The organism is Demequina soli (genome assembly GCF_000971195.1).
GTDB lineage: Bacteria > Actinomycetota > Actinomycetes > Actinomycetales > Demequinaceae > Demequina > Demequina soli.
On the sequence record NZ_BBLZ01000002.1, the window covers coordinates 618,788 to 634,997 of the forward strand.

Below are 16,210 nucleotides of genomic sequence, written 5' to 3' on the forward strand. Positions count from 1 at the left end.
CAGCGATGAGCTGATCGCCGCACGGTCTCCCGCGCTTCCCTCATCCCCGTCAGGCTAGACCCGGATCATGCACCGCGGGCAGGCATCGTGACCGATTCGTGACCTATGAGCCACTTCTTGCGCTCGATCCCGCCCGCGTAGCCCGTGAGCGACCCGTCCGCACCGACCACCCGGTGGCACGGCACCGCGATGGTCAACGGGTTGCGCCCGATCGCCGCGGCCACCGCGCGCGTCGCCGTCGGGCGGCCGATCGCGGCCGCCACCTGGGCGTACGTCCACGTCTCGCCCGCGGGGATCGCCCGCAGCGCGGTCCACACCTCGCGCTGGAACGGCGTCCCGGCGGCGACGTCGACGACGGGCACGTCCGCCGCCTCGCCCGCGAAGTAGGCCGCGAAGGCGGCCTCGGACGCGTCGAGGACCGGATGCGCGGCGGGCTCGCCGAGCGCGTCCAGCGCGGGACGCCGGCGGTGGTCGGCGAAGTACGCGCCCAGCATCGCGTCGTCGTCCGCGACGAGCGTGAGCGGGCCGAGCGGCGTGGGGATGTCGCGTCGCGCGAGCGTGGTCATGGTGTCCGTCCTTCCGTCACGGCCGTCCAGAGGTGAAGCGCGGCGTAGGCGCGCCACGGGCGCCACCCCTCCGCCGTCGCGGCGAGGGCCCGGCCGTCGAGCCCCGCCGCCTTCTGAAGCACCAGGTCCCCCGCGGGGAACGCGTCGGGGTCGCCGAGCGCGCGCAGCGCGACGTACTCGGCGGTCCACGGGCCGATCCCGGGGATCGCGAGCAGCGCCGCGCGCGCCTCGGCGCGGTCGGCGCCCGGCCCGAGGTCGAGGTCGCCGTCGAGCAGCCCGCGCGCCGCCGCGGAGACGGCGCGCCAGCGTGCCCGGGGCATGAGCCCCATCGCGGGGTCGACGTCGGCCAGCGCCTCGGGGGAAGGGAACGCCCGCCCCGCCCCGTTGGGGACGCTCAGCACTCCCGGATCCTCGAGGCCCCCCTCTCGCGGGACGCTCAGCTCCGCTCCGAAGCGCTCCACCAGCACCCCGAGCGTCCTGCGCGCCCCCGCGACGCTCACCTGCTGGCCGACGATCGCGCGCACCACCATCTCGAACGGCTCCACCGCGCCGGGCACGCGCAGCCCCGGCGCGGCGGCCACCAGGGGGGCGAGCAGCTCCGACCCCACGAGCGACGAGTCGACCGCAGCCGGGTCCGCGTCGAGGTCGAGCAGCCGCCGGCACCGCGCGACCGCCGCGGCGAGGTCCCGCACGTCCTCGAGCGCGAGCTCCGCCGCGACGCACCCGGGCCCCGGCGCGAGCGTCACGGTCGCGCCGCCGTGCGGCAGGCGCATCGTCCGCGCGTACGTCCGGCCGTCCCAGGCCTCCACGCCGGCGATCGCGCGCGCGCCGAGGAACGCCAGCGCGCGCTCGATCGAGGCGGGCGCGCGGTAGCGCAGCCGCAGCGTCAGCCGGGTGGTCCCGGCCGCCGCGACGCCCGGGGCGCCCGCGCGGCGCCGCACCTCTCCCGGCGTGAGCGCCCAGGCCGCGCGGGCGGCGTCGTTGAACTGCCGCACCGACCCGAAGCCCGCGGCGAACGCCACCTCGGACACCGGCAGCGCGGTGCCCTCGAGAAGGGCGCGCGCGTGGTGGAGGCGGTGCGCGATCGCGAGGGCCTGCGGGCTCGCGCCCAGCTCGTCGACCAGCACGCGCGACACGTGGCGCTCGGTGTACCCGAGCCGCCGCGCGAGGCCCGCGACGCCCTCGCGCTCGACCAGGCCGTCGTCGATCAGCCGCATCGCCCGGGAGGCGACGTCCGACCCGACCTTCCAGCGCGGCGAGCCCGGTGCATCGTCCGGGAAGCAGCGGCGGCACGAGCGGAACCCGGCGCGCTGGGCGGCCGCGGCGCTCGGGTAGAAGGCGACGTTGGCGCGCGCGGGGGTGCGCGCGGGGCACGACGGGCGGCAGTAGATGCCGGTGGTGAGGACGGCCGTGATGAACTGCCCGTCGTAGCGGGCGTCCTTCCCGCGGATCACCGCGTAGCGCGTCTCGTCGTCCCACATGCCCACGAGTGTGACGCATGTGCCGTCCGCCGCGCTGGCGGTGATCGGACATGGCGGCAGCGGGGGATCGCCCCTCGGCGGCGATCCCGCGGGCCGCGTCAGGCGCCGGCGGTGCCCGGCTGGATCGCGTGCCTCGCGGCGAGCACGAAGTACGCGACGTTGACGGCCGCCGCGACCCCGTAGCCGAGCACCAGCCCGAGCCGGGCCCGGCGGACCGCGGTGGCCTCGCCGGCCCGGGCCGCCCGCAGCGCCGCATGGCCCAGCACGATGGCGGCGGGGAACACGAGCGCGACGCCCGTCGCGACCGACGCGTCGGCCAGCCAGTCCTTGCGCTGGTCCGGCCGGCGGCCGATGTACGGGTAGTACCCGTGAGGCAGCTCGGGGTGGCCCACGTAGCCCAGGTACTCGGTGGATGCGGGACTCATGCGTGCCTCCCGGCGGGTTCGGGAGCGCGCCACGGCCGAAGGACGGTCCGGCCGGGGCCGTGCGTCCGAAGCGGGACGCCCTCGCTGGCGCGACTCACGTTACGTCCCCTTTGTGACGTTCGTGTGTCCGTGTGGAAAGAACTGCGTGACAGTTGGACGCCTGTGGACGATGCGCCCCTCACCTTCCCGCGCGCCCCGCCTTCCCGCGGCGCAGGTCCGCGAGCGCGACCTCGCGCTCGGCCGCGTGATCGAGCATCGGTGTGGGGTAGGCAGGCGTGTCGACCTCGGAGACCCACCGGCGGACGTAGTCGCGGTCGGGGTCGAAGCGGTCGGCCTGGGCGGTCGGGTTGAAGATGCGGAAGAACGGCGCCGCGTCCCGCCCGGTGCCCGCGACCCACTGCCAGTTGAGCTGGTTCTGCGCGTGGTCGTAGTCGAGCAGCGCCCTGCGGAAGTGCTCCGCGCCGCGCTGCCAGGGCAGGTGGAGGTCCTTGACCAGGAAGCTCGCGACGACCATGCGGACGCGGTTGTGCATCGTCCCCGTCGCCGCGAGCTGACGCATGCCGGCGTCGACCAGCGGGAAGCCGGTGCGGCCGTCGCGCCAGGCCATGAACGCCGCGTCGGCCTCGGGGCCCGCCGCCCACGCGTCGTCGGGCATGACGGCGGTGAGGGAGGCGCGCTGGGCCTGCGGGTGGCGGAACAGCACGTCGGCATGGAACTCGCGCCACGCGAGCTCGCTCTCGAGCGTGCGCGCCGCCTCGCCGCGGATCGCGCCGGTCGCCGCGAGGACCGTGCGCGGGTGGATCTGGCCATACGCGAGGGGCACGGACAGGTGCGACACCGAGTCGAGGTCGGGACGGTCGCGCTCGGCGGCATAGCGGTCGAGGCCGGTCTCGACGTACGACGCCCACGCCTCGCGGATGCGCGCCTCGCGGAACTCGTGGCGCGCCGCGAGCGGGTCGTCGGCGTCGCCGCGCGCGGCCTCCTGGTCGAGGCTCACGTCGGACGTCGTGGGGAGGAATGCCGTGGGGTCCGCGGCCGGGGCCGGGATGCGCCAACCGTGCTCGCGCCAGGCGTGCGAGAACGGCGTGAACACCTTGTACTCGGTGCCGTCGGTCTTGACCACGCGCCCCGGCGCGACGGCGTACGGCGTGCCGACGAGCCGCAGCTCGCGCCCGTCGGAGGCGAGCGCCGCCGCGACGGCGTCCTGCGCCCGGATGCCCGCGGGCGAGGCCTCGCGCGCCGCGAAGACCACCCGCGCATCGTGCTCCCTCGCGACCGCGAGGACCACGTCGGCCGGGTCGCCCCGCCGGACCCCGACCGCGCCGCCGGTGTCCTCGCGCAGGCTCCACAGCACGCGGGCCAGGTGCGCGCGCCGTCGGCCGGACCACAGGTGGACGCCGCGGCTCCACGCGAACACGGCCGCCGCGGGGCCGTCCTCCTGCGCGGCGAGCAGCGCCGGATTGTCCGCGAGGCGCGCGTCGCGCCGGATCCACCACACACCCATGTGCCGTCCAACGCGGCAACCGGGACGGGAGATTCCGGAGGCGCGCCCGACGGTGCGGGTGCGGGGTGGGCGCGCCGCTAGGCTGACGGTCGTGCCGGCCGACGAGGGCCGGCCGCCCGCGTCCAAGGAGGGACGAGTCTCGATGGAGAGCCTCACCAAGAACCGTCAGTCGACGGAGACCCTGCGCACGCTCATCGCCCGCGCCTACGGCGCCGACGAGGTGCCAGACGGCGACGGCTTCGCCGACGAGATCACCGAGGGCTGGTTCAACGTCGCCTACCGGATCCGGCTGCGCTCGGGACGCGTGGTGGTGCTGAAGGTCGCGCCGCCCGCCGACGTCGCCGTGCTCACCCGCGAGGTCGGCATGATGCGCAACGAGCTCGAGGCGATGCGCCTGGTCTCCACGCTCACCGACGTGCCCGTGCCCCGCATCGACCAGGTCGACCTCACCCACGAGGTGGTCGACGCGGACCTGTTCTTCATGGAGCACGTCGACGCCGACAACTTCGGCTTCGCCGCCGCAGACGGGCAGCTCGCGCCCGAGGTGGTCGCGGCCGGCAACCGCGAGCTCGGCGCGCTCAACCGCGAGATCAACGCCGTGACCGGGACGCACTTCGGGCCGCTCGAGGGGCCCGGCTTCGCGACCTGGCGCGAGGCGTTCCTCGACATCATCGAGACCACGCTGCGCGACGGCGAGGCGGTCGAGGTCGACCTGGGGTGGTCCTCCGACGAGATCCGCGCGACGGTCGCGGCGCACGCCCACGTGCTCGACGAGGTCACCGAGCCTCGGCTCATCGAGGTGGACCTGTGGACCAAGAACTCGATGATCCGCGACGGCCGCATCGTCGCGATCCTCGACCACGAGCGCGCGATCTACGGCGACCCGCTCATGGAGGCAGGGCTGACGGGCCTGGACCTCGAGGGCTTCGACGACCCGACCGACTTCATGATCGGGTTCGGCCTGTCCGAGCTCACCGAGGCGCAGCGCACCCGCCGCCGCCTCTACTCGCTCTACCTCGCCGTCATCATGACGGTCGAGACCAAGTTCCGCGGGCACACCAGCACCGAGGTCTACGACTTCGGCCGTCGCTCGCTCGACCAGGTGATGGCGGCGCTCGGGCGCGTCCGGGTGTGAGGTGAGCGCCCGGGCGACGCGCACGCACGCCGAGGACCTCGGCACGCGCCCGCTCGGGCGGCTCCTCTGGTGGTCGTGCACCCACACCACCATGTCGGTCGGCGTGTACGGGATCTACGCGCTCACCAACGCGTGGTTCGTCGCGCGCATGGTGGGGGAGACCGCGCTCGCGGCCGTCTCCCTCGCGACCCCGCTCCTGCTGATCGTGGGGGCCGTGTCGACCACGCTCGGCGTGGGAGCGGCCTCGCTCGTGTCCCGCGCGCTCGGCGCGGGGCGCCCGGACGATGCGGCGCGCGCGACCGGCAACGCGATGGCGCTGTTCTGGACGGTGGCGGCGGCGACCACGGTGCTCGGGCTGACGTTCCTCGATCCGCTGCTGCGCATGCTCGGCGCGACCGACGCGACGATGGTGTACGCGCGGCCGTGCGCCACCGTCATCCTCGCGGGCGCGATCGTCTCGACGGGGTTCTCCGCGATCGTGCGCGCCGAGGGGCGGCTCGGCTACTCGACGCTCATCTGGGTGAGCGCCGTCGTCGTCCAGATCGGGCTCGATCCGCTGTTGATCCTGGGCTTCGACCTCGGTGTCGCGGGCGCAGCATGGGGGACCGTCGGTGGGCAGGCGGTCTCCGCGGCCCTGGCGCTGTGGTTCTTCCTGGGCCGCCGCGACCGGCCGTACCGCATCGGCCTGGCGGACCTGCGCCCGCACGCGCCCACGCTGCGGACGATGCTCGCGATCGGGGCGCCGTCCTTCCTTGCGGGCGTCGGCACGACCGTGGTCGTGGCGGTGGTCAACGCGTCGCTGGCGGTGGCCGGAACGGCCGCGCTCGCGGCCTTCGCCGTGTGCGCGCGGGTCACGACGTTCGTGTCGATGCCGCACCTGGGCATCACCCAGGGCACGCAGCCGGTGGTGAGCTACAGCGTCGGCGCGGGGATGCCCGCGCGCGCGGGGCTGGCGGCGCGGCTCGCGCTGCGCGCGAGCGTCGGCTACGGCGCGCTCGCGTCGCTCGCGGTGGTGCTCGGCGCCGAGGCGATCGTGACGCTTCTCCTGGGGGCCGACGCGGCGGACCCGGCGACCGTGCTGGCGCTCAGGATCGTCGCGCTCGGCTTCGCGTTCGCGGGCATCGCGCCGCTCGCGTCCGGGCTGTTCCAGGCGGTGGGGTCGCCGCGACCGTCGTATTGGCTGTCGGTCGGGACGGTCCTGCTGATCCGGCTCCCGTTGGTGGCGGGGCTCGGCGCCATGGGGCCCGCGGGGATCTGGATCGCGCTGCCGCTCGGGGAGGCGCTGTCCGCGCTCGCGGCGGTGGTGGTGCTGCGGCGCGCGTGCATCGGGCAGGCGGTGCCGGCGGCGGCGTGACGTGGCGAGCGCGACGCTCGAGTCAGCGCGCGTGGAGGTGGGTGGTGGCGAGGGTGCCGAGCAGGGTGAGGGCCTCGTGGGATGCGGATCCGGGTGCGGCGGTGAGCACGGTCATCTGGATGGCGTCGTGGCCAACGAGGTCGAGGCCGTTGAACGCGAGCTCGAGGTTGCCGACCTCGTGGTGGCGGAAGCGCTTGACGCCCGCACCGTGCTGCCAGACGTCGTGGCGTCCCCACAGCTCCCGGAAGTGGTCGTTGCGGGTCGACAGCTCGCCCACCAGGTCATGCAGGGGCTTGCTGTGGGGGTCGCGTCCGGCCTCGGTGCGCAGCTGTGCGACGTTGACCGCGGCGACGGTGTCCCAGTCGGGGTAGAAGCGGCGTGCGCCGGGTTCGAGGAAGAGGTAGCGCGCGAAGTTCGGCGGCTCGGTGGTGGCGGTGGCGATCATGTCGGACATGAGCGCCCCGCCGAGGGTGTTCCAGGCGAGCAGGTCGGTGCGGCCGTTGCCGATCAGCGCGGCGGCGTCGGTCATGGAGTCCAGCAGCCAGCGCATGCTCGGCTCCGGCTCCCACGGGCGTTCGCCGGTGCGTCGGGCGCGGGTGCGGCCGGATGTCTGTGCGCCGAGGCGGGCGAGGCGGTGGAGGTGGTCGCGTTCGGCGGGGTCGAGCTGGAGCGCCCTCGCGAGTCCGTCGAGGACGGCCTCGGATGCGCCGGCGATCGCGCCGCGCTCGAGGCGGGAGTAGTACTCGACGCTGACGCCGGCGAGCGCCGCGACCTCGCCGCGGCGCAGCCCGGGGACCCGGCGGTCGCCGCCACGCGGCAGCCCGACGTCCTCGGGTTCGAGGCGTGCGCGGCGTGACATGAGGAACTCGCGCACCTCGCCATGGTTGTCCATCCCGTCAGGATAGGGACCGCGATGCGCGGGTGGGATGCCCTGGCAGGGCACGTCAGCAGCGGGACTCCCACCATCACCGAGCCGGGGCTTTCCTGAGGTCATGAATGATCTGTCCGCCGCCGTCCTGGTCCTGATGGGTGCGTGGCCCTTCGGTGCCACCGCGCGCCTCGAGCGCGACCCCGAGACCCGTGAGCGCAAGGGATCCGAGCCCGCCTGGTGGGCCTGGTGAGCTCCGCGATCCCCGCGGCCGGTGCGCGACAGACGGCATCCCGACGCGGCGGGTCGGGCGCGTGGATCGCCGGCATCCTGGGCACGCTGACGGTGTTCGGCTCGCTGTCGATGGACCCGTACCTGCCGGTCCTGTCGTCCGTCGCGCGCGATCACGCCGCCGGTCGGAGCGCCGCGAACGTCCGTCGGAGCAGGTCGGCGCCGGTCTCGTCGTCGGACTCGGCCCACGCCGTGAGGGCGATGTCGAAGCAGGCGAGCGAGGACTGGACGATGGCCTCGGCGCGCAGGGGAGCGTCGCGGCCGCCGAGCCGTGCCGCGACGAGGGGTGTGAGGAGCCGGGCCCAGAGCAGGTGCTTCTCGAGGTTCCGCGCCCGGAGGGCGGGGGTGCTGCCGAGCACGCGCATCGCCTTCTTGCCGCGCTGCTCGTCGCGTCCCGGCGCGGCGAGCAGCGCCTCGTAGGACGCGAGCAGGCCGTCCCAGACCGGCTCGTCCTCGGGGCGCGCCGCGAACGCGTCGCGCACGCGCTCGCCCAATCCGGCGGGGTCCGCGACGACGGTGTCCTCCTTGGCGGGGAAGTACCGGTGGACGCTGCGCGTGGACACGCCGACCGCGGCGGCGATCTGCTCGACGGTGACCTCGTCGAACCCGTGGGTGTCGAAGAGGTCGACCGCGACCTCGGAGATGCGCGCGCGGACGGCGTCGCGCGCGATGGCGCGTGTCCCGACGGGCTTGACAAGTTCGCTCACAGATCCATCATAGCGCGCCATAAGTGGCAGAGACTGACAGATTGGGCGTATCATGTCGTCTAGCAACTCGAGAAGGGACACCCCCATGGAACAGCGCATCCTCGGCCGTCAGGGCCTCACCGTCTCCGCCATCGGCTACGGCGCGATGGGTACCGCGGTCGGCTACGGCCCGAGCGACGACACCGAGTCCATCGCCGCGATCCGCGCCGCGCACGACCTCGGCGTCACGCACTTCGACACCGCCGAGATGTACGGCTGGGGCGTCGGCGAGCAGCTGCTCGGCACCGCGCTCGCTCCCATCCGCGAGCAGGTCACCATCGCCACCAAGTTCGGCTTCACGCCCACCTATGCCCCGAGCTCGCAGCCCGACCACGTCCGCAACGTGGTCGACAACAGCCTGCGCAACCTCGGCGTCGACCACATCGACGTGCTCTACCAGCACGTCCACGACCCCGCCGTGCCGGTCGAGGACGTTGTAGGCGTCATGAAGGAGTACGTCGACGCCGGCAAGGTGAGGTACCTCGGCCTGTCCAACACGACGCCCGACAACGTGCGCCGCGCACACGCCGTCCACCCGATCTCGGTGCTCCAGACCGAGTACTCGGTCTTCGCCCGCCAGTCCGAGGCGTTCCTGCCCGTGCTCGAGGAGCTCGGCATCGGCCTGGTCGCCTACTCGCCGCTCGCGCGCGGCTTCCTCTCCGGCGCGGTCCAGCCGCGCTCGGCCTACGAGGCGACCGACTTCCGCCAGCGCATCCCGTACTGGGCGCCCGAGAACTACGACGCCAACGTCGCGATCGTCGACGCGCTCACCGCGCTCGCCGAGGAGAAGGGCGCGACCCTCGCCCAGCTCGCGATCGCCTGGCTGCTCGCTCAGCGGGACTACATCGTCCCCATCCCCGGCTCGCGCAACCCCGCGCGCGTCGCGGCGAACGTCGCCTCCGCGGACATCGAGCTCACCGACGCCGACCTCGCGCGCATCGCCGCGATCGCGCCCGACGGCGGCGTCGGCGGGCCGCGCTGACGGCTGCTCGCGCCACGACGAAGGCCCCCGCCCGACGAGCGTCGGACGGGGGCCTTCGAGCGGTCGGGGTCGGTTACGCGACGGCGACCAGCGCGTGCTTCTTGACGTGAGCGACCGCGGCGTTCACGAAGCCGCCAAGAACGGCGGCCGCGGCCTCGTCCTGGAGCGTGCCGTCGGCGCCGAAGTTGTCGGCGCGGTACTGGAAGAACGTCTCCGGCTGGCCCATGGTCGGGGCGTCGTAGTGGCCGAGGATCGCGCGCAGGTGCTGCTGCGCGGCCGCGGTGCCCGCGGCGCCGATCGATGCGCCCATGATCGCGACGGGCTTGCCGCCGAAGGAGCCCTGGCCCCACGGGCGCGCGGCCCAGTCGAGCGCGTTCTTCAGCACGCCCGGGATGGAACGCGAGTACTCGGGCGTGACGATGATGACGCCGTCGACGTCCTCGATGGCCTGCTTCCACTCGCGCGCGACCGGCGGGTAGTCCGCGTCGTGGGCGTAGTCGTAGAAGGGGAGGTCCTTGAACTCGAGGAAGGTGAACTCGACGTCGTCGTCGGCGACCAGGCCGGGGAGGACGTTGGCAACCTGACGGTTGATGGAGGCGTCGGCGATGGAGCCGACGATGATGCCGATGCGGGTCATGGGAGTCTCCTCTTGAGAGTGGGGGTGGAGGCGCCGACAACGCCGTCGGACGGCCATCGCAACGACGATGACGCGTCAACTATTCCAGATGATGACGCATCAACCAACCCCCGGGCGCGCCGGGGACGATGCGGTGCCCGGGACGTGCGCGCGGGCGCCGCGGGCGCACGGGGCTCAGGCCGCCGGGGCGCCCGTGGTGGAGTCGGTGCGGACCAGTGCGAATGCCGGGTCGCCGGTCGCCGCGAGCGGGTCCGCGGTGGTGACGGTGTCGACGAAGGCGGGCACGCCGGCGGCGGGGCTCAGGGGCGCGGCGGCGTGCTCGGCCCTCACGGCGGCGATCGGGTCGGTGGGCACCGCGAGGGGGATCGGCCCCGACTCGTTCACGCGCGCGAGGTGCGCGATGTACCCGGCCGCCGCGCCGAGCAGCGCATGCGCCGCGGCGTCGAGCTCCGCGTCGCGGCAGGCGCCGGATGGTGCGAAGTCGGCGGCCTCGACCGCGAGGGTGCGCTCGGGCTGGCCCATGAGGGCCGCGCCCGCCTCGCCGAGGATGCTGCGCAGGCGCACCAGGGCGAGGAAGGTGCCCGCGCGCGGGGCGGCCGCGCCGGCGATCACCACGGGCTTGCCGGCGAGCGACGACGGCGATGCGGACGCCCAGTCGATGAGGTGCTTGAGCGAGCCCGGGATGGACCGCTCGTGGGTCGGGGTGACGACGAGCAGCCCGTCGACGGCGTCGATCCGCCGCTTCCACTCGATGCCCGCCGTCGGCAGCGGCGCATCCGTGTAGGGAGCGTGCAGGGGCAGGTCCGTCGCCACGAGCTCGACGACGGTCGTGCCGGCCGGTGCGGCGGCATGCAGCAGCGACGACAGCAGGCGCGTGGTGCGCGCCTGGGGCAGGTGGCCCAGCAGGAGACCGATGACCGGCATGCGCGGTCCTTCCTCGACGGCGGAGAGGCGTGAGCACTGCTGCCGCCAGCGTAGGCGGTCGGAGCCTGCAACGCGCCTGGTGCGCGCCTGATTCCCGGGCCTACGCTGGCAGGGTCTCCGCGAAGACGGCGATCGCGTCGCGCAGCAGCGCTGCTGTCCCGTCGCCGTGCTTGTCGTAGGTCGCGCGGAACCGTGGGTCCTCGGCGTACATGCGCCCCAGCCCCGCGTAGGCCTCGCGCCCCGGCGTCCAGAACAGCGACACCCACGCGTGATGGCGCGCCACGAGCGCCTGCACCTCGGGGGAGCCCGGCTCGGCGCCCGTGCCGGCCTGGCGCCCGAGCGCCTCCGCCACGGCCTCGTGCTCCGCGAGGTGTGCGCGCTGCTCCTCGGGGGAGAGCCGGCGCCACGCGGCGTTCGACCGGTCCACCGCATCGTCCCCCCAGCGTTCGCGCGCCTCGGGCTCGTAGCGTGCGCCGTCGAACCCGTCGAACATGTCGTCGGCGGTCATGGGCAGTCCCTTCTCGAGGCGCGTGAGGGTGCGCTCGACAGTCTCGGCGAGCGCGGCGTAGCGGTCGCGCCGGGCCAGCAGCGCGGCGTGGTGGTCGCGCATGAGCGCGGCGACGAGCGTCGGGTCGTCGGTGTCGACGATGCTCGCGACGGTGTCGAGCGGCACGTCGAGCTCGCGCAGCACCAGGATGTGCTGGAGCCGCAGGAGCTCGGCGTCCCCGTAACGCCGGCGGCCGTCGTGGCCGGTCGCGGCGGGTGCCAGCAGGCCGATCGCGTCGTAGTGGCGCAGCGTGCGGCTCGTCACGCCGGCGAGCCGGGCGACGGCGGCGATGTCGAGGTCCATGCCGTCCACGGTAGAAGTTGACGATGCGTCAATGTCAAGCGCGCATCGGCCATGCGCCGGACGCGACGGAGCCCGGCGGCCTCGCGGCCGCCGGGCTCCGTGCGGGTGGGTCAGTGCTGCTTGGTGGGCGTCACCGAGAACGTCGTCGTGGTGCCCGAGACCTCGTTGCCCACGGCGACCATGGCCTCGCCGGTCGGCGAGTCCTTCGCCGCGATGAATGCGAGGCCCTCAGGCCCGAGGTCGCCCGCGGCGGAGGACTCGGGGTCGGCCGCGAAGTCGCGGTTGTTGACGTACTGGACGAAGGAGGGGGCGGCGGGCGAGGTGATGTCGTAGGTCATCACGCCGCCGATGCGCTCGAGCCCCACGAAGGCGTAGGTGCGCCCGCGGATCTCGCCGATGGTCACGCCCTCGGGCTCCGGGCCCTTGTTGTCGGAGCGATTGTCCATCTCGGTGCCGTCGTTGCTCGAGTTGAAGTACGCCGGCAGCGTCTCCGCGGTGATCCGCTCGAAGTCGTCGCCCGAGTCGAAGACCTGCGTGCCGTCGGTGGTCCAGATCGAGAACGACCGGCCGCCGAACGCGTAGAGGTCCTCGTAGCAGGAGCCGTCCGCGCTCAGCCCGGAGGCCTTGGACACCGTCAGGCGGCCGAGCGCCGCGTTGCCCAGCTGCGCGCTCGTCAGCACGCCGTGGCATAGCGGCGCGACGCCGTCCTTGCCGAGGTCCTTGATGCGCACCGACTCCTCGTAGTCGCCCCAGTCGTCGCGGCTGTCGCCCTCGTTCGCGGTGACCAGGTAGGTGGTGCCGCGCGAGGTGTAGGTCGCGATGGAGTCGGGCTGGTAGAGCGCCTTCACGGGCACCGTCTGGATCGCGATCGCGCCGTCCTTGTCCGACGGGTCGATGCCGTTGCCCTCGATCGAGAGGTCCTTGGCGCCCAGCGACCACACGTCCGCGACGGTCGCGGAGGCGAGATCCACGACGGCCACCGCGTCGGCCTCCTGCAGCGTCACGTACGCGGTGCGCGACTTGGCGTCCACCGCCACGTACTCGGGCTCGAGGTTGCGCGACACCGGGTGGTCGATCCCGTCGATGCCCGCGAACACGCGGACGCCGTCGGGCAGCGCGTCGCCCTCGTAGGCGTGGAAGTCGGCGATGCGGACCGCGTCCTGCGTCGGCACGGCGACCTTCTTCGGCAGCGTCACCACGCTGACCGTGCCCTCGGGGTCCACGTCGTAGGCGTCGTTCGGCTCGCCCTCATCCGCGGTGACCGCCATGCGGCCGTCCGGGGTGACGGTCACCATGTCGGGCTGGGCGCCCACGCGGACGGCGCCGAGCGCGTCGCCGTCGGTGTCGAAGAACGCGAGCCAGCCGCGGTCCGTCTTCGTCGCGGACTCGACCGCGACCACCACGAGGCCGTCGTCGCGCACCGCGACCGAGTTCGCCTCGGAGCCCTCCGGGATGACGGCGCCCGACGCGTCGACGATGCCGGCCACCGCGAGCGTGCCCACGAGGGTCGGCGCGGACGGGTCGGACTGGTCGATCACGTTCACCTCGCCGACGTTCGCGTCGACGCTGTAGAGCTGCTGGGAGCGCGCGTGGAAGGCCACGATCTCGGCGGCGGACGCGTCGAACACGCCCGTCTCGTACGTGCCCAGCGGGGTGAGCGCGACGGCCGCGTCGGGCGCGGACAGCGAGGCAGGACCGGCGACGATCGCCGCGTAGGCCGGGGATGCGGCGGCCGCCCCGAGGGCGACGGCGGCCCCCACGGCGAGGCCGCGGCGGGCGAGCGGACGGGTGGCTGATGACACGGGGACCTCCATGGCTCGGGTGCGACCGCACCCGGCCGCGGGTCGTGCGTGGAAAGGGGCGGCCGGCGCGTCGCGCGGTCCATCCCGCCTGCACCTGGCCGTGTTCAACGTATCGGGACGAAGGTGACGAGACGGGCGCGGCCCGGTGAACCCTGGGTGAACCTTCGCGGTCGCGTACCGTCGGGCCATGGACTGCTCGCTCGAGGCGCCCACGGCGGCGGAGTTCCGCGCCCTGTACCTGTCGACCGGGTGGGGCGCCCCCACGGAGGAGCAGTGCGCACGCGCGCTCGCGGGCAGCTGGGCCGTGAGCAGCGCGCGCGACGCGTCGGGCGCGCTCGTCGGCGTGGGCCGCCTGATCTCCGACGGCGCGATGCACGCCTACGTCAACGAGATGATCGTGCGCGAGGACGCGCGTGGCGCCGGCGTGGGTGCCGAGATCCTGCGCCTGCTGGTCGAGGCGGCGCGCGCCGCCGGCGTCACCCAGGTCCAGCTCTTCGCCGCCCGCGGCCGCGCCCCGTTCTACGCGCGCCACGGCTTCATCGCGCGCCCGGACGATGCGCCCGGCATGGAGATCCCGCAGGCCCCCTGAGCGTCGCCGCCGGTGCGCACGCCGGCCTCACGGGCTGTTGCGTCGCACCACCGGCAGGCCGCTGAGGCCGCGCCTCTCGAGACCGATGAGGGGCCGGCCGGGACGCTCGTAGAGCGCCTTCGACGAGTCGAGCAGCCACGGCACGAGCACGACGGCGACGCCCGGGCACAGCGCGAGCCGCTCCGCGACGCGGCCGGACTTGCGGTTGTGCAGCAGCCCCTCCCACCAGTGCCCGTAGATGTACTGCGGGATGTAGACCGACACCACCTCGGAGCCGTGCCGCTCGCGGTGCGCGCGGATGTGCTCGATCAGGGGCGTCGACACGTCGCGGTAGGGCGACCCGACGATGGTCAGCGGCACGCGGATCCGCTGCTCGTCCCACGCGTCCCGCAGCGCGGCGACCGCCTTCGGGTCGGTCGCGACGTGCACCGCCTCGAGCGTGGTGTGCTTGGCGGCGATCGCGTAGTCGAGCGCCTTGAGCGTGGGCTTGTGCACGCGGTGGACCAGCACGATCGCGTGGTCTCCCGCCGCCCCGAAGACCGTCTGCGGGTCGGGCGCGACCTGCGCGTCGACGTTCGCGTAGTACCGGTTGATGCGCCGCATCACCACGAACAGCACGGGCATCAGCGCGAACACCAGCCATGCGCCGTGCGTGAACTTGGTGATGGTCACCACGATGAGGACCAGGCCCGTCGCGGTCGCGCCGACGGCGTTGATGCCGCGGCTGATCTCGAGGCTGCGGGTCGGGTGCCCGTGATGGCGGAACAGCCGGATCTCGCGCGTCCAGTGGACCACCATGCCCGTCTGGCCCAGCGTGAAGCTCACGAAGACGCCGATGATGTACAGCTGGATCAACATGGTGAGGTTCGCGCGGAACACGAGCAGCAGCAGCGACGCGGCGGCGCCCAGGATGAGGACGCCGTTGGAGAACACCAGGCGGTCGCCTCGCGCGAGCAGCGCCTTGGGCGCGTAGCGGTCCTTCGCGAGCACGGAGCCCAGCAGCGGGAAGCCGTTGAAGGCGGTGTTCGCCGCGAGGAACAGCACCACGGCCGTGGTGAACTGCACGAGGTAGAACCCGATCGAATGAGGCCCGCCGAACACCGCCGAGGCGATCTGGGCCATGACCGAGCGCTGCACGTACCCCTCGCACCGCGCCAGGCCGTGCAGGTCGCAGGGGTCCGCGAGGTAGTGGACGTGGGTGCGCAGCGCGAGGAACGTCACGCCGACGAAGAGCCCGATGGCGACGGCGCCCATCGCGACCAGCGTCGCCTGCGCGTTCTTGACCTTGGGGCGGCGGAACGCCTGCACGCCGTTGGCGATCGCCTCGACGCCCGTGAGCGCCGAGCAGCCCGACGCGAACGCGCGCAGCAGCACGAGCACGAGCGCCGTCTCGCCCAGGTGCGAGTACTCGACCGCGTACTGCGCCGACTCCGCGACCGGCAGCACGCCGAGCACGTCGCGCAGCGCTCCCACGATCACCATGAGCGCGATCGACCCGATGAACAGGTAGGTCGGCACCGCGAAGATCTTCGACGCCTCGGCGACGCCGCGCAGGTTCATCGCGATGAGCAGGCCGACCACCACCAGCGCGATCTCGACGCGCCACTCGTGCATCGCGGGGAACGCGGAGATCAGGTTGTCCACGCCCGAGGCCACGGACACCGCGACGGTGAGCACGTAGTCGATGAGCAGGGCCGATGCGACGATCAGGCCGGCGCGCTCGCCGAGGTTGCGGGCGGCTACCTCGTAGTCGCCGCCGCCGGAGGGATAGGCGCGCACCAGCTGGCGGGTCGACACCACGACGATGACGAGCAGGAGCACGACCGCGGCCGCGACCCACGCGCTGTACGCCAGGAACGCGGTGCCCCCGGCCGCGAGGATGAGGAGCATCTCCTGGGGCGCATACGCGACGGAGGAGAGCGGGTCCGATGCGAAGATCGGGAGGGCCATGCGCTTGCGGAGCAGCTGCTCGTCGTGCGCGTCGGTGGGGAGCGGGGCTCCCAGGAGAAGGCGCCGGAGACGCGCCCACGGGCTGATCACGAGGGGACACGGTACG

At 73.7% G+C, this 16,210-nt stretch carries 16 protein-coding genes; 5 read left to right on the forward strand and 11 right to left on the reverse strand.

The genetic code is table 11. The features are described 5' to 3' along the window. Positions 1 to 65: 65 nt before the first annotated feature. The 4 genes from AOM04_RS06245 to AOM04_RS06260 form a co-directional block, all read right to left on the reverse strand. Positions 66 to 566 carry a methylated-DNA--[protein]-cysteine S-methyltransferase gene (locus tag AOM04_RS06245; RefSeq protein ID WP_062463828.1) on the reverse strand — a complete coding sequence of 167 codons (501 nt, stop codon included), beginning with the start codon at positions 564 to 566 and terminating at the stop codon, positions 66 to 68. Then, the gene (locus AOM04_RS06250; RefSeq protein WP_062463830.1) at positions 563 to 2,047 is read right to left on the reverse strand and encodes a DNA-3-methyladenine glycosylase 2 family protein; all 1,485 of its coding nucleotides are present in this window, start codon (positions 2,045 to 2,047) and stop codon (positions 563 to 565) included. The genes AOM04_RS06245 and AOM04_RS06250 overlap by 4 nt, the downstream gene beginning before the upstream one ends. A gap of 98 nt (positions 2,048 to 2,145) precedes the next feature. Continuing rightward, positions 2,146 to 2,472 carry a hypothetical protein gene (locus AOM04_RS06255; RefSeq protein ID WP_062463832.1) on the reverse strand — a complete coding sequence of 109 codons (327 nt, stop codon included), beginning with the start codon at positions 2,470 to 2,472 and terminating at the stop codon, positions 2,146 to 2,148. Positions 2,473 to 2,650: 178 nt separating this feature from the next. Next, entirely contained in the window at positions 2,651 to 3,976 is a 1,326-nt protein-coding gene (locus AOM04_RS06260) for a cryptochrome/photolyase family protein (protein WP_062463834.1), read from the reverse strand. Between the two features lie 91 nt (positions 3,977 to 4,067). Here AOM04_RS06260 and AOM04_RS06265 point away from each other — a divergent pair, with 91 nt between their 5' ends. Next, positions 4,068 to 5,111: a phosphotransferase family protein gene (locus AOM04_RS06265; RefSeq protein ID WP_228373635.1), complete on the forward strand. Its 1,044-nt coding sequence runs from the start codon at positions 4,068 to 4,070 to the stop codon at positions 5,109 to 5,111. A 1-nt stretch (position 5,112) separates the two neighbouring features. Further along, positions 5,113 to 6,465, forward strand: a complete 1,353-nt coding sequence (locus tag AOM04_RS06270) for an MATE family efflux transporter (protein WP_062463837.1) — start codon at positions 5,113 to 5,115, stop codon at positions 6,463 to 6,465. A gap of 22 nt (positions 6,466 to 6,487) precedes the next feature. Here AOM04_RS06270 and AOM04_RS06275 read toward each other — a convergent pair whose 3' ends face one another. Then, the gene (locus AOM04_RS06275) at positions 6,488 to 7,357 is read right to left on the reverse strand and encodes a helix-turn-helix transcriptional regulator (protein WP_062463839.1); all 870 of its coding nucleotides are present in this window, start codon (positions 7,355 to 7,357) and stop codon (positions 6,488 to 6,490) included. A 100-nt stretch (positions 7,358 to 7,457) separates the two neighbouring features. On the opposite strand from AOM04_RS06275, the gene AOM04_RS15055 reads away from it, so the two are divergent. Next, positions 7,458 to 7,586, forward strand: coding sequence for a hypothetical protein (locus AOM04_RS15055; protein WP_267127739.1), 129 nt, complete (start codon positions 7,458 to 7,460; stop codon positions 7,584 to 7,586). A 151-nt stretch (positions 7,587 to 7,737) separates the two neighbouring features. Here the strand turns inward: AOM04_RS15055 and AOM04_RS06280 are convergent, their stop codons facing one another. Continuing rightward, positions 7,738 to 8,331, reverse strand: a complete 594-nt coding sequence (locus AOM04_RS06280) for a TetR family transcriptional regulator (protein WP_228373636.1) — start codon at positions 8,329 to 8,331, stop codon at positions 7,738 to 7,740. Positions 8,332 to 8,416: 85 nt separating this feature from the next. Between AOM04_RS06280 and AOM04_RS06285 the strand changes: the two genes are divergently transcribed. Beyond that, positions 8,417 to 9,352 carry an aldo/keto reductase gene (locus AOM04_RS06285; RefSeq protein ID WP_062463843.1) on the forward strand — a complete coding sequence of 312 codons (936 nt, stop codon included), beginning with the start codon at positions 8,417 to 8,419 and terminating at the stop codon, positions 9,350 to 9,352. A 73-nt stretch (positions 9,353 to 9,425) separates the two neighbouring features. On the opposite strand, the gene AOM04_RS06290 is transcribed toward AOM04_RS06285, so the two are convergent. The 4 genes from AOM04_RS06290 to AOM04_RS06305 form a co-directional block, all read right to left on the reverse strand. Next, positions 9,426 to 9,989: an NADPH-dependent FMN reductase gene (locus tag AOM04_RS06290; protein WP_062463845.1), complete on the reverse strand. Its 564-nt coding sequence runs from the start codon at positions 9,987 to 9,989 to the stop codon at positions 9,426 to 9,428. A gap of 174 nt (positions 9,990 to 10,163) precedes the next feature. After that, positions 10,164 to 10,913: an NADPH-dependent FMN reductase gene (locus AOM04_RS06295; protein ID WP_062463847.1), complete on the reverse strand. Its 750-nt coding sequence runs from the start codon at positions 10,911 to 10,913 to the stop codon at positions 10,164 to 10,166. Positions 10,914 to 11,013: 100 nt separating this feature from the next. Further along, complete coding sequence (locus tag AOM04_RS06300) at positions 11,014 to 11,763, reverse strand: MerR family transcriptional regulator (RefSeq protein WP_062463849.1); 750 nt, start codon at positions 11,761 to 11,763, stop codon at positions 11,014 to 11,016. A gap of 110 nt (positions 11,764 to 11,873) precedes the next feature. Further along, a complete protein-coding gene (locus AOM04_RS06305; RefSeq protein ID WP_228373637.1) occupies positions 11,874 to 13,565 on the reverse strand; it encodes a choice-of-anchor I family protein in 1,692 nt (563 codons plus the stop codon). Positions 13,566 to 13,752: 187 nt separating this feature from the next. Between AOM04_RS06305 and AOM04_RS06310 the strand changes: the two genes are divergently transcribed. Then, positions 13,753 to 14,154 (forward strand): GNAT family N-acetyltransferase, encoded by a 402-nt coding sequence (locus AOM04_RS06310; protein ID WP_062463853.1) that lies wholly within the window; start codon positions 13,753 to 13,755, stop codon positions 14,152 to 14,154. Positions 14,155 to 14,181: 27 nt separating this feature from the next. Here the strand turns inward: AOM04_RS06310 and AOM04_RS06315 are convergent, their stop codons facing one another. After that, positions 14,182 to 16,104: an APC family permease gene (locus AOM04_RS06315; protein WP_228373654.1), complete on the reverse strand. Its 1,923-nt coding sequence runs from the start codon at positions 16,102 to 16,104 to the stop codon at positions 14,182 to 14,184. Between the last annotated feature and the right edge of the window lie 106 nt (positions 16,105 to 16,210).

Bases quoted from the DNA above. Each gene is read 5' to 3' on its own strand.
- AOM04_RS06255 (WP_062463832.1), bottom strand. From the start codon at position 2,472: ATGAGTCCCGCATCCACCGAGTACCTGGGCTACGTGGGCCACCCCGAG.
- AOM04_RS06285 (WP_062463843.1), top strand. From the start codon at position 8,417: ATGGAACAGCGCATCCTCGGCCGTCAGGGCCTCACCGTCTCCGCCATC.
- AOM04_RS06300 (WP_062463849.1), bottom strand. From the start codon at position 11,763: ATGGACCTCGACATCGCCGCCGTCGCCCGGCTCGCCGGCGTGACGAGC.
- AOM04_RS06290 (WP_062463845.1), bottom strand. From the start codon at position 9,989: ATGACCCGCATCGGCATCATCGTCGGCTCCATCGCCGACGCCTCCATC.
- AOM04_RS06250 (WP_062463830.1), bottom strand. From the start codon at position 2,047: ATGTGGGACGACGAGACGCGCTACGCGGTGATCCGCGGGAAGGACGCC.
- AOM04_RS06275 (WP_062463839.1), bottom strand. From the start codon at position 7,357: ATGGACAACCATGGCGAGGTGCGCGAGTTCCTCATGTCACGCCGCGCA.
- AOM04_RS06310 (WP_062463853.1), top strand. From the start codon at position 13,753: ATGGACTGCTCGCTCGAGGCGCCCACGGCGGCGGAGTTCCGCGCCCTG.
- AOM04_RS15055 (WP_267127739.1), top strand. From the start codon at position 7,458: ATGAATGATCTGTCCGCCGCCGTCCTGGTCCTGATGGGTGCGTGGCCC.
- AOM04_RS06295 (WP_062463847.1), bottom strand. From the start codon at position 10,913: ATGCCGGTCATCGGTCTCCTGCTGGGCCACCTGCCCCAGGCGCGCACC.
- AOM04_RS06260 (WP_062463834.1), bottom strand. From the start codon at position 3,976: ATGGGTGTGTGGTGGATCCGGCGCGACGCGCGCCTCGCGGACAATCCG.
- AOM04_RS06245 (WP_062463828.1), bottom strand. From the start codon at position 566: ATGACCACGCTCGCGCGACGCGACATCCCCACGCCGCTCGGCCCGCTC.
- AOM04_RS06315 (WP_228373654.1), bottom strand. From the start codon at position 16,104: ATGGCCCTCCCGATCTTCGCATCGGACCCGCTCTCCTCCGTCGCGTAT.